A 25,190-nucleotide genomic window follows, 5' to 3' on the forward strand; every position below is an offset into this window, starting at 1 on the left:
GGCCCAAGCGGTGCTCAGCCTCTTCGGCTCTCCCTGGAACCCGGCTCAATCAGCCGAGGCGTGAGTCAGGCGCGACGCCCGCTCTAACGCGCTCACTTCAGCGCAGCCAATAAGCGCGCCCGCCTCGACTCCAGCGACATTCGCTCTGTAGCCCTCAGCGCATCCGGGTCGTCGCCATTTTCGCGCGAAACACGATCCATCTCAGATTCAACCACCTTCCGAAAGCGCGAATCATTCTTCCCCCCGAGCCCTGACGGGATGTTCTCAGGAAGATCAAGCCAAGGATCACCAAGAAATCTCAACTCCTCCTCAATGGGGCGCAGAAGAAATCGAACAGCCTCAATTCCCAAGCGCAGGGCCTGAAGGCTATCCACCCCTAGAACTTCCTGTCCCACAACAGTCCTCCCCCGGACCTCAACGAGGCAGACATACTCGTCCCCACGACGGGCAGGCCCATACACACACACGCAGATACGACCACCATCAATCCAGTCAAACTCACGTCGCGCAACAGGATCTGCCTGACCCATATTCAACCACCGCCCTACACTCATCGACCTCAGCACAGGCTTTCGAATTACAGATAGCCGCCATCTTCTCAATCAGCGAAACATCAACCATTGACGACTCCAGCGAACTCCTCCATCGCACGCGCATGCTACTCGACTACTACCTTCTGGAACCAAAAAGCCATGCAATCAACGTCCGTAAACAGACCCTTGGCGAAGCAAGCCAATTTCTCTCGCACGGGCCGAGGGCGAGCCTACCGTATCCAGGCGCATCCGAGTCAACATGCAGGACGACGGGGCTCGGTACCCGCTGCCCTCGGTGTATACCGTGAACAGCAACTCAGTCTTGACCCGCAGCAGTGCGTCCACTGCGTCGAGTGAAACCGAAAAACAGCGCCTCATGCAGTTTCACTCCGGCCTGGATGCCAATGAATCTCGCAAGCATCCCAGCACTTGCGAGCATCATCCGAAAGCCCCTCCGCAATCCGAGCAGCCATCGACACCGTTCGTCCACGGTCAGCTGCCGCTCACGATGTTCCAATGTGGCCTCCGTCGCCGTCAGCCGCACGCCCCTCATTGACGACTCCAGGGCACGGATCAGGTCACCAACTCCCGAAGCACTGTGGAGATCGAGGTCGACGTTCACGAAACGAGTCACGGAGCATGAATTCGTGGGTTCGGCCCTCAAGTCCTTCCCCTTCACGGTCTCCTCGCACTCCTGTGGCTTATCCTGCGGCAGTCGTCTTCCAGCAACACCTGTCGCGCGCCAGTAGGCCCGACCTCATCACGGCTGCATGTGACCTGGCCCTCGGCGAGCCAGGTCCGGCGAAGGGTTCCATCCGCGAACTGCTCCTCGCGCAGGATGATGCCATCCACTCCAATATTGCAGGAACGGGTGCGTAGCCCTGACTCGGCGCGAACCGAGCAACGATACAAACCGCGAGGAACACCCAAGTCGTCTCGGGTCAGCAAGAGCCAGTATGGCCTGCATACCCACGCCAGACAGACCATCACCCCCATGCACATGAACAGAACAGCTCGTCCACCAGGTCTTCTTTTCATGGGACACCCAGACTTCCTCCAGGAGAACTGCCTTCAGTTCGCCACAATACCCGCGCATTTCAACCGCGATGTAGAAAGAGGAGATGGACTTCTCCTCGCGTACTGGATGCGCGGTCCGAACCGCCGCCTGCAATAGGGCCAAGACCTCATAGGCCACCGTGTCCAAGTCCGAGTCATGGAGCACCACGGACTGGCCCGGCATCGCGGCGCCCTGGAAAGCCACTCAACTCAGCCAGGCACTTGTCACACGCTGGTAAGTCGTTGCCATCTCCGATGCGGACAACCATCTCCACGCATACCCTGTCGCCCGGCGCGATGCGCAGAGGCGAGGCGAAGTCGCTGCGTGCCGCATGACCGAGGCAGCGCGGCGCGGCCACTTCGGGCATTCTGCCGGGCATGGGACAGCCTCCTTCATTTCGGACCTACGCGAAGATGCCCGCGGCGGGTCAACCGAAGTCAGCGCCCAGCCCAGGTGGACCGTGGATCGCGCTGGAGAAGGTTCATGGCGCGCAGCTCGTCATCGCCGTGCGTGCGGGACAGGTCTGGTTCGGCAAGCGCAAGGCCTGGCTGACCGAGGAGGAGTCCTTCTTCGGCTGGCAGCTCGTGCGGGCGCAACTGGGCCACGCAGCTGAGCAGATGGCACAGGCGCTGGGGGCCCCGTCCGACACGGTGTATTTCTACGGAGAGCTCTTCGGCGGGCACTATCCACATCCGGAGGTCCCGCCCGTGCCGGGGCTGTCCGCCGTGCAGACCGGCATCTGGTATTCGCCGGAGCTGCGCTGGTCGCCGTTCGACGTCCTGCTCGTGCGGGATGACGAAGACGAGGGCACCTTGCTGGCCCATTCGGAGCTGGAGGCCGCAGCCAAGGGCGCTGGACTCATGACGCCTCCCGTGCTTCGACGCGGGACTCGCGGCGACATGGACAGCGTCCCCACGCGGTATCCGACGCGGGTTCCCGGCGTGTTGGGACTGCCCCCCATCCCCGACAACGTGGCGGAGGGGCTGGTCATCAAGAGCGAGCTGCGCGCCGCCCCCAGCACCCGTGCCTCCCTCAAACGGAAGATCGACGAGTTCAGCGAGGGCCGCTTCGACGAGAGCGAGGCGTGGAGTCCCCACCAGGCCCTCTCGGTGGAGACGCTCGCGGGCTGGTCCGCGCGACTGGTCAACCCCGCGAGGATCGCCAGCGCCATCTCCAAGTGCGGACGCGACCAGCTCGACACGCTGCTCGACGAAGTGGTCCTCGACGTGCGGGTGGACCTGGAGCTGGCGTTTCCTCTCGCCTGTCGCTCGCTCGATGCGAAGGCGGAGGACTTCCTGTCCGCCCGGATTCGCGAGCAGGCCCTGGTGCTCATCCGCGCCGCGCTCGCGCCTCACGGAGCGTGAGGACGGATGGCCCCAAGGCAGAGTCCGCGCGGCCTCCTGGAGCCCCTGGAGCCCCTCGCGGCCTCCAGGGCGCCCGCCCGCCCCCCTGCCCCCCTGCCGTCAGCCGTGCCTACATGGGCCGTCCCCTCAGGAATGACCCGTCCAGGAACTGCTGCGCCCGGCCCTCTTGTGGCATATACCCACACCATGCCTTCCGCCCTCACCGCCTCCCAGATCCGCGAGGCGTTCCTCCAGTTCTTCGAGGAGCGCGCCCACCGCCGCGTGGCCTCGTCCTCGCTGGTGCCCGTCGGCGACCAGACCCTCCTGTTCACCAACGCCGGCATGGTCCAGTTCAAGGACGTGTTCACGGGCCGTGAGCAACGCGACTACCGCCGCGCGACGTCGTCCCAGAAGTGCGTACGCGCCGGTGGCAAGCACAACGACCTCGACAACGTGGGCTACACCGCCCGGCACCACACGTTCTTCGAGATGCTCGGCAACTTCTCCTTCGGCGACTACTTCAAGGCCGACGCCATCGCGTACGCCTGGGAGTTCGTGACGAAGACGCTCGGCCTGGACATCCACCGGCTCGCCGTCACCGTGTTCAACGGTGAGAACAACATCCCCTGGGACGAAGAGGCCTTCGAGCTCTGGGCGAAGCAGGGCGTGGCTCGCGACCGCATCCTGAAGCTCGGCTACAAGGACAACTTCTGGGCCATGGGCGACACCGGCCCCTGCGGCCCCTGCTCCGAAATCCACTTCCACCAGGGCGACGACATCCCCTGTGTCGAGGAGGCCGCTGGCAGGAAGTGCCAGGGCGTCGCGTGTGATTGCGACCGGTGGCTCGAGATCTGGAACCTCGTGTTCATGCAGTTCGAACGCAAGGAGAAGGACGCGCCCCTCATCCCCCTCCCCAAGCCGTCCATCGACACCGGCGCCGGCCTGGAGCGCATCGCCTCCGTCGTCCAGGGCAAGCGCTCCAACTACGACACCGACCTCTTCCAGGGCATCCTCGCCACCGTCAGCGCGCTGTGCGGCAAGCCCTACGCCCAGGAGACCGGCGCCTCGCAGCGCGTCGTCGCCGACCACGCCCGCGCCACCGCGTTCCTCGTGGCCGACGGCGTCCAGCCCTCCAACGTGGCGCGCGGCTACGTCCTGCGCCGCATCATGCGCCGGGCCATCCGCCACGGCGACACGCAGCTGGGCATCAAGGAGCCCTTCTTCTTCAAGGTCGTGGACCGCGTCATCGAGCTGATGGGCGACGCCTACCCCGAGCTGCGCGAAGGCCGCACCTTCATCCTGGAGGTCGCCAAGCACGAGGAGGAGGGCTTCCGCCGCACGCTCGACCGCGGCCTGAAGCTGATGGACGAGGAGCTGTCCAAGCTCCAGGCCTCCGGCCAGAAGCTCCTCTCCGGCGAGGTCGTCTTCCTGCTGCACGGCACCTACGGCTTCCCGTGGGACCTCACGCAGATCATCGCCCGCGAACGCGGCTACGACGTGGACCTGGAGGGCTTCAAGAAGCTCCAGGAGCAGGAGGCCGCGAGCCAGGACTTCCACGCGGAGAAGAAGCCCACCGGAGAGATCTTCCAGGGCATCCTCGCGCGCACCGCCCCCACCCAGTTCCTGGGCTACGACGGCGAGGGCCACGAGGGCGAAGGCAACGTGCTCGCGCTCGTGCAGGACGGCGTGGAGGTGCCCCAGGTGTCCGCGGGCGCCACGGTGGACGTGGTGCTGGACCGGACGCCCTTCTACGGCGAGTCCGGCGGCCAGCTGGGCGACACCGGCCGCATCGTCGCGCACGGCGGCAAGACCGTGGCGCAGGTGAAGGACGCGCAGCGCCCGGTGCAGGGGCTCATCGTCCACAGCGTGGAGGTGAAGGAAGGCACGCTGAAGGTCGGCGACATGGTGCAGACGTCCGTGGACGTGGAGCGCCGCAAGGCCATCCGCGCGAACCACTCCGCCACGCACCTGCTCCACAAGGCGCTCAAGCGCGTGCTGGGTGAGCACGTGAAGCAGGCGGGCTCCGTCGTCGCGCCGGACTTCCTGCGCTTCGACTTCTCGCACTTCTCCCCCGCCACCCAGGAGCAGCTGGAGCAGGTGGAGGACCTGGTCAACACGTGGGTGCGCGACAACGCGGATGCGCAGACGCGCGTCATGAAGCTGGACGAGGCGAAGAAGTCCGGCGCCGTGGCCATGTTCGGTGAGAAGTACGGCGACACGGTGCGCGTCGTCACCGTGCACCCGGAGTCCACGGAGCTGTGCGGCGGCACGCACGTGAAGCGCAGCGGCGACATCGGCCTGTTCAAGGTGACGAGCGAGAGCGGCATCGCGTCCGGCGTCCGTCGCATCGTCGCCGTCACCGGCGTGGGCGCGCTCCAGTTCGTGCGCGAGCAGGAGCACGAGCTCAAGAAGGTCGCGGCGCTCTTGCGCACGTCGCCCAAGGAGGTCGCCCTCCGCGTGGAGGCCACCCAGAAGCGCGTGAAGGAGCTGGAGCGCAAGGTGGAGGAGGTCGCGGTGAAGGCCCAGACGGCCTCGCAGAAGGACCTCATGGACCAGGCGCGCGACGTCAACGGCATGAAGGTGCTGGCGACGCGCGTGGACCCCGCGGACGACAAGGTGTTCCGCGGCATGGCCGATCAGCTGCGCGACCGCATCGGCTCCGGCGTGATTGCCATTGGCGGCGAGAAGGACGGCCGCGCCGTCATCCTGGTCGCGCTCACCAAGGACCTGGTGGCCAAGGGCATCAGCGCGGGCAACCTGGTGCGCGAGATGGCCAAGGAAGTGGGCGGCAAGGGCGGCGGCAAGCCCGACATGGCGCAGGCCGGCGGCCCTGACGCGGACAAGCTCCCCGTGGCGCTCGAGAAGCTCTACGAGCTGGTGAAGGGCGCGAGCCCGGCGTGAGTCCTCGCGCTTCGTCCCGGTTTCAGGCGCTCCTGACGGCGGCCCTCCTCCTGGGGGGCTGCACGAAGGAGTCCTCCACGTCCGAGCCCGGCCAGGAGGCCGACGCGCGCACGCTCCAGAAGCTGCGCGCGGAGGCGGACCGGGTGAAGCAGGGCGGAGCACCCTCGGCGCCCCGGGAGGCCGCGCGGGAGCCGGAGGAGTCGCGGCTCGCGGGCCTGGCCGCGGGGATCGGCTCCGAGGGCACGCGCAAGCTGCGGCTGCCCGAGCGCAACGACACCGTGCACGTGGACACGGTGGCGATGAAGGTCACGGGGCTGGAGGCGTCGCATTCGGTGAAGGGCGGCTCCGGCAAGGTGGGGTTGGGGCTCACGACGGAGGAGCTGTTCCTGCGCGTGGAGCTCATCACCCAGAACGTGGGCCCGGCCCCCGCGCCGCTGTCGCTGGACGGCGTGAAGGTGACGGATGCGAAGGGGCAGGCGTACCCGCTGGCGCGTGACGCGCAGGCGGTGGCGGGCACGAAGCCCCTGCCCACCACGTGGGCGCCCGAGCAACGCATGGAGCTGGTGCTGCTGTTCGAGGTGCCTCCCGAGGCCGTGCAAGACGATGGGTTGGAGCTCGTGGTGAAGGGCTCCGGCGGGGACGTGCGGATCCCCCTGCGATGACCGGGTCGGCCCCCAAGCTCCTCCCTCTGCGCATCCGACTCCCGTACACGGCGGAGGAGGAGTTCATCGAGCGGTATGGCTCGAACGTGGGGCGCGGTGGGATCTTCGTGGCCACGCGGGCGCTCAAGCCGGAGGGCACGGGGCTGGCGTTCGAGTTCGTCCTCGCGGACGGCACCCGGCTGTTGCGCGGTGAAGGCGTGGTGCTCAAGGCGCAGCCGGACGCGGGCAACGCGCGGACCGGGATGACGGTGCGCTTCACCCGGCTGGACGCCGCGAGCAAGGCGCTCATCGACCGCATCGTCTCTCGGCGCCATGGGGCCGAGGATGCCCAGGCGGTGGTGGCCTCACCTGCCGCGCCAAAGACAGACACGGTGCCGCGCCCGCCGGGGCTCGTCCGGAGAACCCCGGCCGTGAATCCGCCGCGCCCCGTGGCGTTCCCCAGTCCGGAGACAATACCCGCGACGAGCAAGGTGCCCACGCCTGCGCCGGCTCCTCCGTCACGACAGGTCGAGGTGGCTTCCGGGAACGAGCCGTGGGCTCGCGCGGCGACGGCGAAAGCGTCCATGACGTTGCCGGCCGTGCAGATTCCTGCCGCCGTCGCGACGCCGGTCCTCGCGGATCCCGATGAGCCGGTGTCGCTGTTTCCTGAACAGGGGGACGAGGAAGCAGAGGAGGAACTCGCGCCGCTTCCGGATGTGAGCCCTTCGCGGAAGGCGCGAAAGGATCCGTCGGGGACAGGGGTGCAACGAGCGACGCAGGAGATGTTCACCGTCCGCCCGTCGCCTCCGGGGTCCTCCGAGGGGACGATACCGGAGCGGTTCCCAGCCGCTTCCGACGCGTTCTCCGCGGTGCAGGCGTCTCCGGCCGACACCGGTTCGACGGGGCACGGTGAGGCCCTGGCTTCGTCCGAGCCGGACGTGAACCCCTCCTCGGCTCCGGCATCCGTGGAGTCGTCCGGCACCGCTGATGCGCACGGCACGGATGCGTTCGCCGCGTCGGAAGCCGGCCACGACCGTGCAGACTCGTCTTCATGGGAGCCGGTACCGGCCGAGTCCTCCGGAAACACGGACGGCATTGGCGCGGACGCGCCCACTGCGCCAGACCGTCCGGAGCCGCAGGCCTGGGAGCAGGCTTCGCCCGCGCCCTTTGGCGACACCGCGAGCATCGCGGCGGATCCGTTCACCGCCACCGAGCCCGAAGGTCTCACCGCGGCTCCTTCCTGGGCTCCGGCTTCGTCTGACGAGACCCTTGGGAACGTGGCAGCGGATCCATTCGCCACCTCCGCATCGTGGTACACGTCGCCTGGCGAGGCCGCTGGGAATGTTGAAGCGGATGGAGTCCCCACTCCGGGGCCTGACAACAGCGGAGAAGCGAGCGCTTCCTGGGAGCAAGCTTCGCCGCTTGTCGAGGCGGACGACGGTCGTGGGCGGACGCAGTCCTGGGAGCCAGCATCCCCAGAGGCTCAGTCCGCGTGGGCTGCCCCTGTCGCGGATGACGGGCTCCACGAGGCACCGCCGGCTGACAGCTTCACGCCTGGGTTCGCGGAAGAAGACGCATCCGACTCCTTCGGCTTCGTCCCCGCGCCGGTGGATTCGTTCGACCCGAATGCCGTGCTCGGGGATGCGCACGTCCCTGAACAGTCACAGTGGGCCTCCCCTGCGAACACGGACGAGGCCGGCGACGCGGAAGCAGGGCCAGCCCTCCTCTCGTTCCCACAAGGAACGGGAGCATCCGCGCCTGCGTTCGCGGGCAGCGTAACGGGTACGCCCAGCGAGACAGGACCGTCGAGCGCTCTCGCGGCGACAACGCCCCCCGAGGAGGCGTCGAGCGAGGTCGAGCAGTCCCTCGAGTTCGATGTCGATCTCAGCCTGGATTCAGACGAGGAGCCCTCTTCGCCAGAGGGCGGCTCCTCGGCCATGCCGGCCCTCGACGGCATTCCGGGATCCGCACGGCCCGAAGTGGTGCATGCGACGGCGCCGGTCGCGGCTCCACGTCAACTGGAAGCCGAGCGACTTCGCGCATGGGGCATCGACCCAGAGTCCACTCCTCACGGAGCGAGCGACGCCGCCGAGGAGGTGGACCCGTTCACCGCCGCGCTTGAGCAGGCTGTCGAAAAACCGGGGCCGCCATCACGATTCGATGAGCCAGGTTCGGGCACCACGACCGAGGTGCTGGAGTCGGACACGGAGGTCGTGTCCGAAACGCAGTTGCTCACGTCCACGCTGGCCGAGGCACCAGCCGAGGACGCATGGACCGCTCTCGTCGGAGCATCCGCACCTCCGGAAGTCCTTCCGGATGCAGCGCTCGCGGCTGAAGACACGCCCCCCTCCGAGGCCGCGGAGGTGCTGGATGAGGACGCATTCCTCCCGGCTCCATCGGTCTCTCAAGAACAGGCGCCGGTCTTCTTGGGGGATGCGGAGGAAGCATGGCCCATATCCGAGGCCGATTCCGTCCTCGCGTCGGAACACGAAGAAGGCCCCCCCGCTTTCGCGCCATCCCTCGCGTCTGACGAGACGATCCCTCCATCCGACGATTCCGAAGCCACACATGACGCTGAGATGGCGCCTGCGAATGCGCCCCAGGATGCGTCGGCAACCGTCACGTCCCCGTTTGAAGCCGAGTCCTGGGGGCCCACGGTCCAGGAGGGTGTTTCGCCTCTCGAAGAGGCGCTTTCAGCGTCCTCCATGCCGCCAGTCTTCGCGACAACGCTCGCGGACGACTTGGACCAGGAGGAGGAGTCGCCATCCTCTGTCACGCAGCCTGCGCCCGCCACGAGTGGGCTTGCCGCACCGGCAAGCGCGACAGCATCTTCCTCAGACGCATCGCCGTTGGACGCTTCGGTCTTGGGCAGGGTTGGTTCCGACACGAAGTCGGTCGGCGAGGGAGCTCCTGCTGAGACACGCGATTGGGATGAGGGCGCGCTTGCGGTCACCGCGTCCCAGGTCGCGATCCATGCGGCGGATGGCCACGCGGCTGCCTCCATCGCACCGGCGCCCTCTGACGAAGCCACGTCTCCTGGATGGGAAAGCTCGGCCGTGGCTGCGGCACTGGCAGCTCCGAGTGACGCCACGCATCTCAGCCAGAGCGCATCCGCGCTAACGGAACGCACTGCCGCTGCGACGGCGGTGCCACATCCGAACGAGACCACGCGACTCAGCGAGGACGTATCTGCCCCAGCAGAAGGCACAGCATCCACCGCGGCACTGCCGCATCAGGATGTCGCCGCATCACTCAGCGAGAGCGCGTCCACTCCGACTGAGAACACAACAGTCCCCACTGCGGCACCGCCGCAGCAGGACGCCGCCTCACTACTCAGCCCGCGCGCCTCTGCTCCAGCGGAGAGCACAGCTGCTTCGGCGCTACTGCATGAGGGCGAATCCTCACTGTTCAGCGCGACTGCGGCTCCCTCGATAGCGAGCTTGGCAGCCGATGCGGCACTGACTCGTCCAGACAAGTCCGCACCGGGCGACGCAAGCGCCTTCTTCCCGGAGGCAGGCTCGGCCTCGACACTGGCACAGCCGCATCCGGACGAATCCGCGCCACTCAGCGAAAACACATCTGGCACGGCGGAGCACACGGCTTCAGTGCTCGCGCTGTCGCATCCCGACAAAGCCGCACTGCGCGGCGAGTACGCATCTGGCTTAACGGAGACCACGGGCTCCACGCGTGAGCAGTCGTATCTGAACACAGCCGCACCGCCCAGCACGAGCGCCGCTGTCCCAGCGGAGCGCACGGACTCTGTTGCAGCACTGTCACGTCCGGATAAATCCGCCCCTCTCAGCGCGAGCGCATCCGCTGATGAAGAGCACACGGTCGACGCCTCGGCACAGCTGCATCCGCACGAGTCCGCTCCGCGCAGCACAGGCGCCCCTGTCGCGACGGAGCGCACGGACGTCACATCAGCGCTGCCGCATCTGGACAACTCCGGCTCTCTCAGCACGAGCGCATCAGCTGCCGAGGAGCGCACGAGCTCCGCTTCGACACTGCCTCATCCGCACGAAGCCGCTCCGCTCAGCACGAGTGCCCTTGTCCCAGCGGAGCGCACGGACTCCGATTCAGCACTGCCGCATCCGGACAAAGCCGTCGCTCTCAACACAGGCGCATCGGCTGACAAAGAGCGCTCAACCGCCGCCTCGGCACAGCCGCATCCGCGCGAAGCCGTTCCGCTCGGCACGGGCGCCCCTGTCCCAACGGAGCGCACGAACTCCGCTTCAGCACGGTCGCTTACAGACTCCTCAGCCACTCGCAACCCGAGCGCATCCGCTGACGAAGAGCGCACGACCGCCGCTTCGGAACCGCCGCATCCGCGCGAAGATGCTCCGTTCGGCACGAGCGCCCCTGTCCCAACGGAGCGCACGGACTCCGCTTCAGCACAGTCGCATCCGGACTCCTCAGCTCCTCTCAGAACGAGCGCATCATCTTCTGCTGAGGAGCGTACGACCGCTGCTTCGGCTCTGAACGAAGCCGCACCGCTCAGCGCGAGCGCTGCTGTCCCAACGGAGCGCACGGACTCCGCTTCAGTGCTGCCGCATCCGGACACCTCCGCGCCCCGCAGCACGAGCGCTGCTGTCCCAACGGAGCGCACGGACTCCGCTTCAGTGCTGCCGCATCCGGACACCTCCGCGCCCCGCAGCACGAGCGCTGCTGTCCCAACGGAGCGCACGGACTCCGCTTCAGTGCTGCCGCATCCGGACACCTCCGCGCCCCGCAGCACGAGCGCTGCTGTCCCAACGGAGCGCACGGACTCCGCTTCAGTGCTGCCGCATCCGGACACCTCCGCGCCCCGCAGCGCGAGCGCTGCTGTCCCAACGGAGCGCACGGACTCCGCTTCAGTGCTGCCGCATCCGGACACCTCCGCGCCCCGCAGCACGAGCGCTGCTGTCCCGACGAAGCGCACGGACTCCGCTTCAGCGCTGCCGAATCCGGAGAACTCCGCCCCCCTCAGCACAAGCGCATCAACCGCCACGCAGAGCACGGACTCCGCTTCAGCGCTGCCGCATCCGGATAACGCCGGTCCCCTCGGAGCAAGCGCATCCATCCCGGCGGAGCCCTCGCCCTCCACATCGGCACCGCCGCCCCCGGACCCGGGTTCAACTCCCAGCACGCGCCCATCCGCCTCACCGGCGAGCACCGCCTCCGCTTCGGAACTGCCTCCCCCGAACGCCTCCCCACCGCGCAACACGGCCACATCGGCCCCCACTGAAAGCACGGCCTCCGCGTCCACACCGCCGCAGCAGGACAACGGCGCGAGCACGACCTCCCTTCCGCCTCTCGCTCCATCCACGGAAGGTGTCTCGCTTCCCGCCAGCGCCATCGCGTCCACACCGTCCCGCGCGGAAGCCTCCATCACGGCGCGCGAAGCCGCGATCCCTCCCACGGAGCCCGCTCAGAGCCGCGCCTCGGACGTCCCCACCGCGCGCAGCCGCCGTCGCACGTTCTTCGACCTCGCCCCCGCCGTCCCCTCCACCACGCCGGCCGCGGCGGAGGTCGTGCTCGGCATCGACGTGGGCACCTCGCACGCGCGCGTCGCGGCCTTCATCAACGGTGTCGCAACCCCCATCCCCCTCCCCGGCACCGACAGCACCGGCCTCCCCTCCGTCATCGCGATGGACAGCGCCGGAGCATTCCAGGTCGGCACCGCCGCCCTCGCCGAAGCCGCCCGCGATCCCCGCCGCGCAACATCCGGCCTCAAGCGCCTGCTCGGCGTACGCGCCCGCTCCCCCCACCTCCGCTGGCTCGCCCCACAACTGCCCTTCCCCGTCGCCACCGACCTCCACGGCGACGCGGGCGTGGAGTTCGACGGCCGCGTCGTGGCGCCCACCCTCCTCACCTCGATGCTCCTGCGCGAGCTGCGCCAGGCCGCCACCACGTACCTCGGCCGCAAGGTGACGCGCGCCGTCCTCTGCGCGCCCTCTCACTTCACCGAACGCCAGCGCGCCGCCCTGCGCGAAGCCGCCACCCTGGCCGGCCTGGACGTACCTCGCGTGCTCACCAACAGCGCCGCCGCCGCGCTCGCGTACGCGCACGGCCGAGGCCTGGCGCGCAAGCGCGTCCTCGTCGTGGACCTGGGCGGCGGTGGCCTGGAGGTCTGCGTGGTGCAAGTCACCGGCGACGACCTGGAGGTCGTCACCACCGGCGGCGACCCCACCCTGGGCGGCATGGAGTTCGACGCTCGCATCGCCGAGGCGCTCGTCAGCGACCTCGCCGAACAGGGCCACCCCCGCCCTGAACACCCGCTCGACTGGGGCCCCCTGCGCACCCTCGCGGAAGCCACCAAGCAGACCCTCTCCACCCAGAACTCCGTGGACGTCGCCCTGCCCACCGGCCGCGGCCCCACGCTGGATCGCGAGCGCATGGAGGCCCTCACCGCCGACCTCGCCCAGCGCGTCGTCTCCGTCACCCGCGAGGTGCTGGAATCCAATGCCCTGTCCCCCCAGGGCCTGGATGCCGTCCTCCTCGTGGGCGGACAGTCCCGCGCGCCGCTCGTGCGCCGCCGGCTGGAAGAGAGCCTGGGCGTCCCCGTGCGAGAGGACGACGTCGACGGCCGCACCGCCGTGGTGCGCGGCGCCGCGCTGCTCGGCCACGCCCTGCTGCTCGCCGAAGTGGGCAGGCCCGCCGCCAGCGTCTCCGAAGTGCTCACCGCCCCCATCGGCGTCGCCGAGGACGCCGGCGTCTTCCGCCGCGTGCTGGAGCGCAACACCCGCCTGCCCACGGCCAAGACCCTGGTCATCCCCGTCACCGCCCCCGGCCCGCTGGCGCTCGCCTTCTTCCAGGGCACCGCCCCCACCGCCGTGGAGAATGAATGGCTCGGCGCCCTCTCCCTCACCGTGGAGCGCCCCGGTGAGGTGGAGGTGCACCTGGAGCTGTCCACCGACGGCACCCTGGCCTTCAGCGCCACCCTGCCCGGAGCGAAGCGTCAGCCCGTGGCGCTCGCGACGGAGGACCTGGACGACGCGACCCGGGATGCCCTCATCGCTCGCTCGCCCTTCCACACCGCCCCCGAAGCGCGCCCGAGCGGCCTGCTGTCCGGCCTGAAGAAGCTCTTCGGCCGCCGTTAGCGGGCGGGGCGCTCGGCCCCCCTCCCGCCTCCGTCCCACGGGCAGGTGCTGCGTCTGGCCCCCGCGTCCCAGCTTCCATTCCAGGTCTCACCCTTCACGGCATCGGGAGGAACCCGGACATGAGACGGACTTCGATGGTGGCAGGTCTGGTGGCGGCCGGTACATGCGTGGCGAGCCCGGCCTTGGCGGCGGTGGATGCAACCGAAGTGTCGCGCAAGCTCAGCTACAGCCCGGAGGACGTCGAGGCCGGCGTGGACGTGCGCGTGGGCCTGGGCGGCTTCACCAGCGAGCTTGGCAGGGAGACGGGAGTGGGCCCCCTGTTCAGCATCAACGCCACCGCCCAACCCTGGAAGTACATCGGCGTGGAGGCCGGCTACGAAGGCCAGCGAATCCCCATCGATGACTCGCGCGTGCCCAGCGGCAACCAGATCTGGCGCAACAACGCCACGGTGATGGGCAAGCTGGGGCCGGTCATCCACCACCGGTTCCACCCCTTCGTCGGCGTGGGCCTGGGCCTGAGCTACCTGCACTCGTCCGACGGCTCGCGGAGCGTCTACAACAACGACTGGCAGACGGAGCTGCCGCTGTCGGCGGGGCTCGATTACCGCGTGGGCAACCTGTACACCGGCGTGCGCACGACCTTCCGCTTCCTCGGGGGCGAGAACCTGTTCAGGATCCCCGACACCAACTCGGACGCGAAGGGCAACCTCTTCAACGGCAACCTCACCGTCGGCGGCACCTTCTGAGCCGTCCGTGACCCAGGGCCCGCGTCCCCGGGACGACGAGCGCGCTTCCCGCCCTCACAGCTCGAAGCGCGTCATCAACGTCTCCGGACGCGGGTCCTGAGCCCACGCGTCCAGCACGTCCTGCGCGGGCGACCGCCCCGAAGCCGCCACCGCCTCCAGCGGCGCCAGCAGCGGCACGTCCAGCGGATCCAGCCGCTGCAGTCCCCGCTTCGCGATGGCCACCATCTCCGCGGCCAGTCCGTGCAGCGCGCGCGAGCCCTGCTTCCCAGCCAGTCCCTCGCGGCGCGCGGTGTCATGGAAGGCCAGGTGCTCCGTGAAGCTCAGCCGGGGCAGCAGCTGCTCCGCCTCGCTCAGCGCCTGCGCGTCGTAGAGGATGCCGCGCCAGAGCGCCCCCAGGGCCCCCGTCATCGCCGCGCTGCTACAGTCCGCGCCGCGCACCTCCAGCACCTTCTTGAGCCGCACCTCCGGGAAGAGCGTGGACAGGTGGTCCGTCCAATCCCCCATGTCCGGCGGCTTGCCCTCGTAGCCCTCCGTCAGCAGCTGGCGGAAGGTGAGCTTCGGGTGGCGGTACTCGCCCTCGCGGCGCAGGAACAGCAGCGGCGCGTCCAGCGCCCAGTCCACGTACGCCTGGTAGGAGAAGGAGCCGTCGAACCAGGACGGCAGGTAGCCGCACCGCGTGGGGTCCACCTCTTCCCAGACGCGGCTGCGGAACGACATGTAACCGGACGGCTTGCCCTCCACGAGCGGGCTGTTGGCGTACAGCGCGACGAGCAGCGGCGACAGACGCGCCACCGTCACCGTCTTCTTCACGCAGTCCGCCTCGTCCGCCCAGTCCAGCGACACCTGCCCCGTGGACGTCATCAACATCATGTTCAGCGCCAGCCGGCCGCGCTCCGGCAGCGTGCGCCGCATCACCTGGTAGCGCGTCTTGGGCATCCACGGCATCTCGCCCGTCGTGCCCACCGGCCGGTACCCCAGCGCCACCAGCCGCAGCCCCAGCTGCGAGGCCGCCGCCTGGGTCTCCTTCAGGTGCACCAGGTTCTCCTGGTGCGCCTCCCGAGCCGTGTGGAAGGGGCTGCCGGACAGCTCGAACTGACCGCCGGGCTCCAGGGAGATGGCCGCCATCCCGCGCTGCAGCGCGATGACCGGGGACTGGGGCGTCTCCCGGAAGGGCTCGTAGCCCCCCGGCGCGATGCGCTCCAACAGCGCCCCCACCCCGTTCGGTCCCTCATAGGGCACGGCCTGGGCGGAACCCACGGGGTAGATGAACTTCTCGTGCTCCAGCCCGAGCCGGTGCTCGGCCCGGGGCTTTTCCGCCTTCCGGAGCTCTTCCACCAGGGGGGCGGCGGACGTGAGGGGCTCGGAGGCCACGCGCTTGAGGTCGAGGGACATGAGGGCGCCCTATATAACGGGGCTCGTTGGCCTTGCCCTCATTTGAGCACCCCGCCCCCATGCCTCCCGCGCCCCCCACCCCCACCCTGTCGCCCCAACCCCATCTGTTGGATTTCTTCCAGGGCGTGGGGGTGCTCGGCCGCGCCTTCCAGCTCCTGTTCCGCTCCCGCCGCCTCTTCCTCCTGTCCAGCCTGTGCGCGGCCCTCACCACCGTCGCCCTGGTCGGCGTGGGGGTCCTGCTCTACCGCTACGCCCCCGGACTGCTCGAATCTGTCTGGACCCGCCCTGAGTCCTGGTACGGCCGCGTCGGCTGGTACATCGCGCTCGTCTTGGGCTCGCTCGTCGCGTGGGTGGTGGGCGCCAACGTGGTGCCGCCCCTGCTGGTGGCCCCCTTGCAGGACCCGCTGTCGGAGGCCACCGAGGCCGAGTGTGGCGAAGCGGACGCTGGCGCCTCGCCCGTCTCCTTCCTGCGGGGGCTGACGACAGGGCTGTTGCACACGCTCGCCCGCATGGCCCTGCTGCTGCTGGGGCTGGCGCTGCTCCTGCCGCTCAACGCCGTGCCGGGCGTGGGCAGCGTCGTGTTCACCGTGCTGGCCAGCCTCTGGACGATGCTCTGGATGGCCGCTGAACACCTGGCCGCGCCCATGACGCGCCACCTCTACCCCTTCGCCCAGGTGCGCCGCATGCTGCGCGAGCGCCGGGCCCTGTGCCTGGGCTTCGGCGCGGGCGTCTACGTGCTCCTCTGGGTCCCCATCCTCAACACCTTCTTCCTTCCGGTGGCCATCATTGGCGGCACCCTCCTGTACCGGGCCCTGCGCGCGGCCGGAGACCTGCCCCCGCCACCGGATGCGATCGGACCCGCCACCCCCCGGGCCGGGGCCCCTGCGCCCCCCTCCTCCCTGGCGAAATAAACGGGAGGGCCGGGTGTCCGTACGTCCAAGCCCTCCGGGAACGCATTGCCTGCGGCAGACGTTCTCGGTCGCTAGTGACAAGGCCACGCCTTGAAGCACCTGGAAGCCGTGATTAGGCTTGCCCGGCCGCTGCCAGGCCCTTGGCTCACGTCGAACCGTTCGGATTCACAGGGCTTTTCACGCATCACCCGGGGCGCCACTCGCGTCCCAGCTGGGATGAACCGCATGCCGCGTATCTTCCGCCGCATCACCGCTGTCGCCGTTCTGTTGGGGGCCTGGGCATTCGCGGGCAGTGACCGCGCACCCCTCCCGCTCACCGTGGGAATCGCGGAGGCGGGGCAGGACTCCTGGGACGGCGCCCTGCCATCTGCCAGCAAGAGCGAGAAGGCCCCTCACGACCTCAACAGCCTGCGCGTGCTGACGAAGGTCATCCTCTACGTGAAGGAGAACTACGTCGACCCGAAGCGGGTGAAGCCCAAGGAGATGATGATCGCCTCCCTGGAGTACGTGGAGAAGAGCGTCCCGGACGTGCTCGTGGACGGCAACGCGGAGACGGGCAAGCTCAACGTCAACGTGAACGGGAAGCAGAAGGAGTTCGACATCTCCCACGTGGACTCCCTGTGGAAGATGTCCTTCGCGCTGAAGGACGTGTTCGACTTCCTGTCGAAGAACATGCGCCCCATCGAGGAGACGCGCGACATCGAGTACGCGGCCGTCAACGGCATGCTCTCCACGTTGGATCCGCACTCGGTGCTGCTGCGCCCGGAGCTGTACCGGGAGATGAAGCTGTCCACCAAGGGTGAGTTCGGCGGCCTGGGCTTCGTCATCCAGATGAAGGAGGGCAACCTCACCGTGGTGAAGGTGCTGCCCAAGACGCCCGCGGCGCGCGCCGGCATCCAGAAGGACGACCGCATCAAGAAGATTGGCGAGGAGTCCACCGTCAACATGGACCTCAACGAGGCCGTGTCCAAGCTGCGCGGCCCGGTGGACAGCCGCATCACCATCACCGTGGAGCGCGACGGCTGGGACAAGCCGCGCAACATGACGGTGGCGCGCGCCATGATTTCGATTGAGTCCGTGCAGCACAAGCTGCTGGCGGGCGGCGTGGGCTACGTGCGCCTGAAGAACTTCCAGGGCAACACCACGCGCGACCTGGAGTCCGCGCTGGCGGAGATGCGCAAGCAGGCGGACGCCAAGGGCGGCTTCAAGGGCCTCGTGCTCGACCTGCGCGGCAACCCGGGCGGCCTCCTGGAGCAGGCCATCCAGGTGTCGGACACGTTCCTGTCCAAGGGCACCATCGTCGCGACGGTGGGCTTCAGCGACAAGCTGCGCGAGGAGAAGCGCGCGCGCCCCACGGAGGGCGAGGAGTCCTACCCCATCGCGGTGCTGGTGAACGCGGGCAGCGCCTCCGCCTCTGAAATCGTCGCGGGCGCGCTCAAGAACCTGGACCGCGCGGTCATCATCGGGCGGCAGACGTTCGGCAAGGGCAGCGTGCAGGTGCTCTATGACTTCCCGGACGACAGCGCGCTCAAGTTGACCATCGCCAAGTACCTCACGCCGGGCGACGTCTCCATCCAGGAGGTCGGCATCGTGCCGGACATCCAGCTCGTGCCCACGCGCGTCACCGCGGACCGGGTGGACGTGTTCGCGCCCCGGAAGTCCATGGGCGAGGCGGACCTGGACCAGCACTTCGGCAACCCGGACTCCACCACCATCGCCAAGAAGCGCGAGGAGGTGCTGGACCGCGAGAAGCCGGGCACCAGCCTCAAGTACCTGAAGGTGGAGGAGAAGGCCGTCCAGGCCGCCGCCGCCAAGAAGGAGGAGCCCAAGGAGAAGGTCGCGGCCAAGGGCGCCAAGGACAAGAAGGAGCACGGGGAGAATGATCCGCTGCTGGACGTGGACGTGGCCGGCCGGGGCGAGGACCTGGACGACCAGCTGGACGCGGAGGCCCAGGAGGAGATCAAGGAGGACTTCGAGGTCCAGTTCGCCCACGACTTCATCGTGCGCGTGCCGGCCGTGAAGCGCACCGAGCAGCTCAAGCAGGGCAAGACCTTCGTGGAGCAGAAGCGCCAGGAGGAGGAGCAGCGCATCAACAACGCCATCGCCGCGCTGGGCCTGGACTGGAGCCCCGGCCCCACGCCGAAGAACGTGCAGCTGGACGCCAGCTTCTCCCCGGGCAACGACGCGAAGATCAACGCCGGCGACGCGCTGGACATGGTCATCAACGTGGAGAACAAGGGCACGGAGCCGCTCAAGCGCGTGCGCGGATGGACGGAGAGCGACAACGCGTTCCTCGACCGCCGCGAGTTCCTCTTCGGCGCCATCGCGCCGGGGGAGAAGAAGTCCTGGAAGGTGCAGGTGCGCCTGCCCAAGGACCTCACCAGCCGCCGCGACGACGTGAAGGTGAAGCTGTTCGACGACAACGGCCCGCTGCGCGACACGCTCGTGTCGGAGCTGTCCTTCGTGGAGCTGCCCCGCCCCGCGTTCGCCTTCAACTGGCAGGTGGTGGATGACTGCGCCGAGTGCAACGGCGACGGCGTCGTGCAGCGCGGCGAGGACGTCACGGTGGTGATGGACGTCACCAACACGGGCGTGGGCCCGGCGCTGGACTCGTTCGCGCAGATCAAGAACGGCGGCGACGCGAACATCTTCATCGAGAAGGGCCGCTTCAAGCTGGGGGAGATCAAGCCCGGCGAGACGAAGACGGCGCGCTTCCAGGTGTCCCTGAAGAAGGGCTACAAGGGCGACACCTTCCCGCTGAAGCTGGCCATCCTCGACGAGCCCCTGGAGGAGTTCGTCCTGGAGAAGCTCCAGCTGCCCGTGAAGGACGGCCCGGTGGCCCCGCTGGAGGTGAAGAAGGGCCTGGTGAAGCTGTCGGACAAGGCGGAGCTGTTCGGCGCGCCCACCGCGGACGCCCGTCCGGTGGCGAAGCTGCCCCAGGGCGCGACGCTGGCCATGGAGGCCACCACCAAGGGCTTCTACAAGGTCGCCCTGGACAAGGACCGCTTCGCCTTCGTGCGCACGCAGGACGCGAAGGAAGTGAAGACCGGCAAGGCCGCGGCGCCCAAGACGGTGGCGTGGACCACCACGCACCAGCCGCCGGACATCAAGCTGGACGTGGACCCCTCGCACGGCGGCGTGGTGGTGAACGGCGACAAGTTCACCCTCTCCGGCGTGGTGAAGGACCCCAACGGCCTGCTGGACGTCTACGTGCTGGTCAACGACCAGAAGGTCTACTTCAAGGCCGTGGACCCCAAGGGCGGCGAGCCCAACACGCTGAAGTTCACCTCGGACTTCGCGCTCAAGGAGGGCAACAACAACGTGCTGGTGGTGGCCCGTGAGAGCACCGAGTTCGCCAGCCGCCGCACCCTGGTCATCCGCCGCCGTCCGGCGGAGGTGGCCCAGAAGGTGACGACGCCCGCCGCCGCGGCGGTGACGCCGGTGAAGCCGCGCCAGCAGTAGTCCCCGGGCAGGCCCGCCGGAGCGCCTGACCCTCGGGCGGCTCACTTCCAGTGGACACCCTCCCCTTCCGGGAGGGCGTTTCCCTGGAGGAGGGCCGCCCGTTTTGTTGACGCTTCACCGAGCGCCGATTTAGGGTCCGCGCAGGTGGGCGCCCGCTGGCCGGCATGCGTCCCGGAGGCGTGATTCCCCCATGCGGACGTTCAGTCGGTGGCTGGTGCTCGCGACGGCGCTGTCCGGGGCCGCGGCCCACGCGGACGACAACGACCTGTCCATTGCCCGTTTCGGCGTCGACCGCCGGGGCTCGACCCCGGTCATCACCGGCACGGAGTTCGCGGAGGCCAGCGCGGACTTCCGCGCCTTCGCGCGCACGTTCGGCGCGGTGATGTCCTCCGCGAACCTGATGCCTCCCCGCACCACGGGCCACTCGGGCTACGCGTTCAACGCGGAGCTGTCCGTGGTGTCCCTCCCGAACAGCGTGGCGCTGCCCACGGAGCGGGCGCAGCCGGGCTCCGTGCTGGTGCCCTCCCTCCACGTGCGCAAGGGCCTGCCCTTCTCGCTGGAGCTGGGCGGGCGCGTGGGCTGGGTGGAGAAGAGCAGCATGGTGACGGCCACCGGCGAGCTGAAGTGGGCCGTCAACGAGGGCTTCACCTACCTGCCGGACGTGGGCCTGCGCCTGCACGTGACCAAGCTGTTCGGCGCGCACGACCTGGACCTCACCACCACGGGCCTGGACATCGGCGTGGGCAAGCAGTTCCCCCTGGGCGGCATGGTGACGCTGACGCCCTACGGCGGCCTGGACCTCAACTTCGTCAGCGCCACGACGCGCACGCTGGACTTCGACCCCACCCGCACCGTGGCGGACACGCAGGGCAACGACTCGCGCGACGCGCTGATCAACACCGCCTCGTACACGAGGGTGTCCGCGGGCGACAACCTCACCCCGCGCTTCTACGCGGGCGCGCGCTTCATTGGCGGCGCGCTCCAGCTGGGCGCGGAGGTCTCCATCACCAGCCTGGGCAGCTTCGACCAGACCGGTGCGACCAGCCGCGACCTGCCCTCCGTCTTCGCCTTCAACACGACGCTGGGCCTGGACTTCTAGCTACCGCAGGGCCTCGCGCACGCGGCCCGGGCGGTTGGTGATGAGGTAGGAGACGCCCATCTCGCGCAGCGTCCTGGCGCGCTGGGGGTCGTCCACCGTCCATGCCGCCACGCGCAGCCCGGCGTCCTTCCACGCGGCCACCCGCTCCGGCGTGCACGCCTCGTGGAAGGGGTGCACCGAGTGCGACGACACCAGCGGGCTGAGCCCGTACGCCTGGAGCACCCAGGGGCGATCCGGGTCGATGAGGAAGCCCCGGCGCAGCGAGGGGTCCGCCGCCGCCAGCCGGAAGAGGCACAGCGGGTTGAAGCTGGACACCACCACGCGGCTCGCGAGGTCCCGGTCGCGCACCAGCCGGGCCACGGCCGCGGCCAGACCGCCGTCATCGAACCGGTCGCACTTCAGCTCGATGTTGACGAGGAAGTGCTCCGGCAGCGCGTCCAGCACGTCCTCCAGGAGCGGGATGCGCGCGGGGGCGAAGCCCAGGGACGTGCCCACGTCCGCGCGGGAGAGCTTCCACCAGGGCGTCGTACGCACCTCCCACGGCTGCCCGGCGAGCCGGTCCAGGCGCTCGTCGTGGCACACCACCACCTCGCCGGAGCCGCACACCATCGCGTCCAGCTCCACGCCGTCCGCGCCCTGGCGCACGGCCTCCGTGAAGGCCTCCAGGGTGTTCTCGGGGGCGTCGGCGCTGGCACCACGGTGAGCGAGCAGGAGCATGGGACGCGCAGTGTCGCCTGGAACCGGCGCCGGGCGCAGTGTCGGGGACGGGCGGGCGTCCAGGGGTGGACGCGGGCCCGGCTTGCCTCGCGGGTGGGTTTATTGCAGTGTCCGAAGCATGCTGGGCCTCGGAGAATTCATCGTCCTCGGCTTCGTCCTGCTGGTCGTCTTCTCGGCCGCCCGGATGGGGCAGCTGGGCAACGCGGTGGGCAAGTTCGTCTACTCCTTCCGCAAGGCGTCGCGCGGCGAGGACCTGGTGGACGTGAAGCACCTGCCCGGTTCACGCCGGGGCAGCACCGACGCGGACTTCACCGAGGGCGGCCCCAAGGACCCTCGCGCCTAGAACTCCTCGCCGCCCGGGAGCACCAGTGGACCGGGCGGGCTGCCGGGCGCTGGCGCCAGGAGCAGGCGCGCGGCCTGCTGACGCAGGGCGGGGAGCAGTCCGGCGTCGTCCACCAGCTCGCGCAGGTCCGCGGAGTTGAGCAGCGGCACCAGCTTCGCGCCCACTTCGGGTGGCAGGTACGGGTTGAAGGCGAGCGCGCGGCGCACCTTGTGCCGCACGGACCAGCGCGGTGACTTCCAGATCTCGACGAGCGGCTCCGGACGGGCGGGCCTGCGCGCGGCGATGCGCACCACCAGGTCCTCCGTGAGGCGCGGGTTGAGGAGCACGTTGCGCAGCACGGCCGGGTTGCTGACGGTGGCCAGGCGCGACAGCACGTCCGGGTCGCGCGTCAGGCGGGCCTGCTGCTTCAGGTGCCCCAGGGACTGGTGCGCCGCGAGGGCGTCCGCGCGGGCCGCCGCGTCCGCGTCCAGCTCCTTGCGCGCGGGGCCTCGGGCGAAGAGGTCCGCCACCGCCTCCAGGGACTGCACGTGGGCCATGCGCCGGAGCGCCTCCACGTGGGGGATGTGCTCGGCCTCTTGATCCAACGCGGCCAGGAAGTCCGACAGCACGCAGGTGGCGGGGGCCTGCCCGGCGCGGGACAGGGACAGCAGGTGGCCGATGAGCTCGTTCGTGTCGAACGGCTCACGCCGGGCCATTTCGCGCGCGGCGGCCTTGCGGCGCACCGTGGCGCCTCCGCCCAGGGCGTGCAGGTTGCGCGCGAGCGCGCGGGCCTCCTCCAGGGTGGACATGTGGGCTCAGCCTCCCGTGCGGTCCGCCGTGGGTTCGGAGGGTGCGGGCTCCAGCGTCACCTCCAACCGGAAGCCGCTGAGGTCCGCGGGGAACTCCTGGAACACCACGAGGAAGGGCACCTTGCCCCCCGGGGGCACCGGGAGGGCGGCCGCGTCCATGCGCTGGCGGAGCGCGGTGGCGTCCTCGCGGGTGGTGACGGCGTGCAGGTCCTCCGGCGTGGCCAGCGCGCCCGCGAGCCCTTCCGAGGAACGCACCCGCTGATCTCCGTCGAACAGGGCGGCGCGCACGCGCACGGCGGCGGCGGCACCGGTGCGGTTCTCCGCCTCCCCGCGCACGATGAAGAGCATGCGGCCGTCGCGCGTCTCGTACAGGCCGTTGGACACGTCGCTGGCGATGAACGGGCGGGACGGCGGGAGCACCAGCGTGCGCAGCCGGTCCGGGGACAGCGTGGTGGGGTCCACCCTGCCGTCGCGAAGGTAGACGGTGCCCAAGGCGCCCAGGGCCACGACCAGCGCGGTGGCGACGGTGAGGTTGACGACGAAGCCCGTGAGCTTCCGCGCGCGGCCGGGCAGCCGGCGCTGGGGCATGCCCACGTCCTCCATCCGGGCGGACGGCTTGTTCACCGTGACGGCGGGCCCCCCGCGCATGTTGGCCAGGTCCACCACCTCGCGGCGGGGCGTGGTGATCCTGAACGGGTCGCCGTCGTCGTATGCCGGCACGTCGCCCAGCAGCGAGATGCCGCCGGGCTCGTCCGCACCCGAAGGCACGTCGCCCAGCAGGTCGGCGCGACCGGTGTCGGAGGCGGCCAGGCCTTCCTCTCCTGAAGCCCCCGCGCCGGAGAAGTCGAACAGGTCCCCCATCGGCTCCGGGGAGGCCCCGGGGTCGTCATGCGCGGCGGACAGGTTCGGGGCCTGCGCGACCATGTCGATGGAGGCGAACGGATCCTCGCTTTCGAAGCTGGGGGCGGGCGTCATCGGCCCGACCGCCGCGGCCCCGCTCGGCGCGGGCGCGGCGGCGGCATTCGCGGCGTGGCGCAGGGACGCCGCATCCGGAGCCGGAGGGGCATCCAAGGAGAAGTCGAAGAGCGGATCCGGCGCGGCGTCCGTCGCGACGGCCGCGGAAGGGCCCGGAGACACAGCCGCGCCTCCAGCACGTGACGGTCCGGTGGGCCCTCCCGCGAAGGCGCCCGGCGCCGGAGCGCGGGTCGCTGCCGCGGCAGGAGCCACGGCTCCGGGCGGAGCAGCCCGTGGAGGCGCCGGAGCCTTCGGCGCGGGGGCAGCCACCGGGGGTGCCGGAGCCCTTGGCGAGGAGGCGACTCCTGGAGGGACCGAGGCCCCGGCGCGGACGCCACCAGGTGCTGTCGGAGACGAAGGGCTCCCCGCTCCCGAAGGCGTCCCAGCGCCGCCTGGGCGTGCGCCCTGTCCGGCATGCGACGAAGTGCGCCCCAGGGTCGCGTGACCCGGCGGCGACGAAGCACCCGCCGAGTAGGGCCCTGCCCCGGACGGGGACGAAGCACCCGCCAAGTAGGGCCCAGCCCCGGACGGGGACGAAGCCCCCGCCGAGTACGCCCCTGCCCCGGACGGGGACGAAGCGTCGTCCGCGAAGTCCCCGAAGTCGGACAGCGCGGAAGCGTCGCCCGTGTAGCTCCCAGGCGCCCCGAGCGATGAAGCGCCGTCCGCGAAGTCCCCGAAGTCAGACAGCGCCGAGGCGTCGCCCGCGAAGGCGCCCGGAGCGCCCCCGAGCGCCCCCGGTGGAGCCGTGGGAACGGGAGCCATGGGGCCAGGGCGGGACGCGCCAGGCGGCCCCGCCGCGAACGCCCCGGGAGGAGCGGCACGGGCGGTGGGCGGCGCGAAGGCCCCCGGAGGCGCCGGTCGGGGCGCACCCGCCGGGGCCACGGGCCGAGGGGCCGCCGCGGGAGCAGCGGGCGAAGGCGCATCGAACATGAAGTCCGCGAACGGATCCTCCGCGTCCAGCCCCTCCAGGCGCCCCGGCGAGGGCACCGGCGCCGCCTGCCTCCGGGACGCGACGCCCGGGAGCGGCACGGGCGGATCGAACGGCGTCATCGGCCCCCCCGCGCCCGGCGTGGCAGGGGCACGTCCGGGAGTCGCTTGCGGGAGGTCCACGTCGATGTCCACCTCCACATCACCCCAGGCATGGACCAGGGACTTCACCCCGGG

Annotated in this window: 14 protein-coding genes and 1 pseudogene; 10 read left to right on the top strand and 5 right to left on the bottom strand. The window is 69.8% G+C overall.

From position 1 onward, the window contains the following. Positions 1-92: 92 nt before the first annotated feature. Complete coding sequence (locus FOF48_RS09600) at positions 93-374, bottom strand: hypothetical protein (RefSeq protein ID WP_143900169.1); 282 nt, start codon at positions 372-374, stop codon at positions 93-95. Between the two features lie 1,629 nt (positions 375-2,003). Here FOF48_RS09600 and FOF48_RS09605 point away from each other — a divergent pair. The 6 genes and pseudogenes from FOF48_RS09605 to FOF48_RS09630 all read left to right on the top strand — a co-directional run bounded on the left by FOF48_RS09605 (position 2,004) and on the right by FOF48_RS09630 (position 14,300). Continuing rightward, positions 2,004-2,954 (top strand): RNA ligase family protein, encoded by a 951-nt coding sequence (locus FOF48_RS09605; protein ID WP_255442023.1) that lies wholly within the window; start codon positions 2,004-2,006, stop codon positions 2,952-2,954. A 186-nt stretch (positions 2,955-3,140) separates the two neighbouring features. After that, positions 3,141-5,834 carry an alanine--tRNA ligase gene (gene alaS, locus FOF48_RS09610; protein ID WP_143900173.1) on the top strand — a complete coding sequence of 898 codons (2,694 nt, stop codon included), beginning with the start codon at positions 3,141-3,143 and terminating at the stop codon, positions 5,832-5,834. Then, entirely contained in the window at positions 5,831-6,496 is a 666-nt protein-coding gene (locus FOF48_RS09615; RefSeq protein ID WP_143900175.1) for a hypothetical protein, read from the top strand. Before alaS ends, FOF48_RS09615 begins: the two co-directional genes overlap by 4 nt. Beyond that, positions 6,493-6,789 (top strand): annotated as a pseudogene (locus FOF48_RS09620) (TIGR02266 family protein); the annotation flags it as partial. The gene FOF48_RS09615 and the pseudogene FOF48_RS09620, both read left to right, overlap by 4 nt. A 5,196-nt stretch (positions 6,790-11,985) precedes the next feature. Beyond that, positions 11,986-13,554 carry an Hsp70 family protein gene (locus FOF48_RS36995; RefSeq protein ID WP_255442046.1) on the top strand — a complete coding sequence of 523 codons (1,569 nt, stop codon included), beginning with the start codon at positions 11,986-11,988 and terminating at the stop codon, positions 13,552-13,554. Positions 13,555-13,673: 119 nt separating this feature from the next. Further along, a complete protein-coding gene (locus FOF48_RS09630; RefSeq protein ID WP_143900177.1) occupies positions 13,674-14,300 on the top strand; it encodes an outer membrane protein in 627 nt (208 codons plus the stop codon). Between the two features lie 54 nt (positions 14,301-14,354). On the opposite strand, the gene FOF48_RS09635 is transcribed toward FOF48_RS09630, so the two are convergent. Further along, positions 14,355-15,692 carry a glutamate--cysteine ligase gene (locus tag FOF48_RS09635; RefSeq protein ID WP_143900179.1) on the bottom strand — a complete coding sequence of 446 codons (1,338 nt, stop codon included), beginning with the start codon at positions 15,690-15,692 and terminating at the stop codon, positions 14,355-14,357. Between the two features lie 59 nt (positions 15,693-15,751). Here FOF48_RS09635 and FOF48_RS09640 point away from each other — a divergent pair, with 59 nt between their 5' ends. The 3 genes from FOF48_RS09640 to FOF48_RS09650 all read left to right on the top strand — a co-directional run bounded on the left by FOF48_RS09640 (position 15,752) and on the right by FOF48_RS09650 (position 21,164). Next, the gene (locus FOF48_RS09640; protein WP_143900181.1) at positions 15,752-16,603 is read left to right on the top strand and encodes an EI24 domain-containing protein; all 852 of its coding nucleotides are present in this window, start codon (positions 15,752-15,754) and stop codon (positions 16,601-16,603) included. Between the two features lie 216 nt (positions 16,604-16,819). Continuing rightward, positions 16,820-20,065 carry an MXAN_5808 family serine peptidase gene (locus tag FOF48_RS09645; RefSeq protein WP_143900183.1) on the top strand — a complete coding sequence of 1,082 codons (3,246 nt, stop codon included), beginning with the start codon at positions 16,820-16,822 and terminating at the stop codon, positions 20,063-20,065. Between the two features lie 190 nt (positions 20,066-20,255). Further along, entirely contained in the window at positions 20,256-21,164 is a 909-nt protein-coding gene (locus tag FOF48_RS09650) for a hypothetical protein (RefSeq protein ID WP_143900185.1), read from the top strand. Here the strand turns inward: FOF48_RS09650 and FOF48_RS09655 are convergent, their stop codons facing one another. Continuing rightward, the gene (locus FOF48_RS09655) at positions 21,165-21,881 is read right to left on the bottom strand and encodes a glycerophosphodiester phosphodiesterase family protein (RefSeq protein ID WP_143900187.1); all 717 of its coding nucleotides are present in this window, start codon (positions 21,879-21,881) and stop codon (positions 21,165-21,167) included. It abuts the gene before it with no gap. Positions 21,882-21,999: 118 nt separating this feature from the next. Between FOF48_RS09655 and FOF48_RS09660 the strand changes: the two genes are divergently transcribed. Next, entirely contained in the window at positions 22,000-22,224 is a 225-nt protein-coding gene (locus FOF48_RS09660; protein ID WP_143900189.1) for a twin-arginine translocase TatA/TatE family subunit, read from the top strand. On the opposite strand, the gene FOF48_RS09665 is transcribed toward FOF48_RS09660, so the two are convergent. Further along, the gene (locus FOF48_RS09665) at positions 22,221-23,012 is read right to left on the bottom strand and encodes a hypothetical protein (protein WP_143900190.1); all 792 of its coding nucleotides are present in this window, start codon (positions 23,010-23,012) and stop codon (positions 22,221-22,223) included. The genes FOF48_RS09660 and FOF48_RS09665 overlap by 4 nt on opposite strands. Positions 23,013-23,018: 6 nt before the next feature. After that, the gene (locus tag FOF48_RS37000) at positions 23,019-24,149 is read right to left on the bottom strand and encodes a DUF3426 domain-containing protein (RefSeq protein ID WP_255442024.1); all 1,131 of its coding nucleotides are present in this window, start codon (positions 24,147-24,149) and stop codon (positions 23,019-23,021) included. Between the last annotated feature and the right edge of the window lie 1,041 nt (positions 24,150-25,190).

Source organism: Corallococcus sp. Z5C101001 (genome assembly GCF_007352635.1).
Lineage (GTDB): Bacteria > Myxococcota > Myxococcia > Myxococcales > Myxococcaceae > Corallococcus > Corallococcus silvisoli.

Bases quoted from the DNA above. Each gene is read 5' to 3' on its own strand.
- FOF48_RS09635 (WP_143900179.1), bottom strand. From the start codon at position 15,692: ATGTCCCTCGACCTCAAGCGCGTGGCCTCCGAGCCCCTCACGTCCGCC.
- FOF48_RS09650 (WP_143900185.1), top strand. From the start codon at position 20,256: ATGCGGACGTTCAGTCGGTGGCTGGTGCTCGCGACGGCGCTGTCCGGG.
- FOF48_RS09655 (WP_143900187.1), bottom strand. From the start codon at position 21,881: ATGCTCCTGCTCGCTCACCGTGGTGCCAGCGCCGACGCCCCCGAGAAC.
- alaS (WP_143900173.1), top strand. From the start codon at position 3,141: ATGCCTTCCGCCCTCACCGCCTCCCAGATCCGCGAGGCGTTCCTCCAG.
- FOF48_RS09630 (WP_143900177.1), top strand. From the start codon at position 13,674: ATGAGACGGACTTCGATGGTGGCAGGTCTGGTGGCGGCCGGTACATGC.
- FOF48_RS09660 (WP_143900189.1), top strand. From the start codon at position 22,000: ATGCTGGGCCTCGGAGAATTCATCGTCCTCGGCTTCGTCCTGCTGGTC.
- FOF48_RS09665 (WP_143900190.1), bottom strand. From the start codon at position 23,012: ATGTCCACCCTGGAGGAGGCCCGCGCGCTCGCGCGCAACCTGCACGCC.
- FOF48_RS09605 (WP_255442023.1), top strand. From the start codon at position 2,004: ATGCCCGCGGCGGGTCAACCGAAGTCAGCGCCCAGCCCAGGTGGACCG.
- FOF48_RS09640 (WP_143900181.1), top strand. From the start codon at position 15,752: ATGCCTCCCGCGCCCCCCACCCCCACCCTGTCGCCCCAACCCCATCTG.
- FOF48_RS09645 (WP_143900183.1), top strand. From the start codon at position 16,820: ATGAACCGCATGCCGCGTATCTTCCGCCGCATCACCGCTGTCGCCGTT.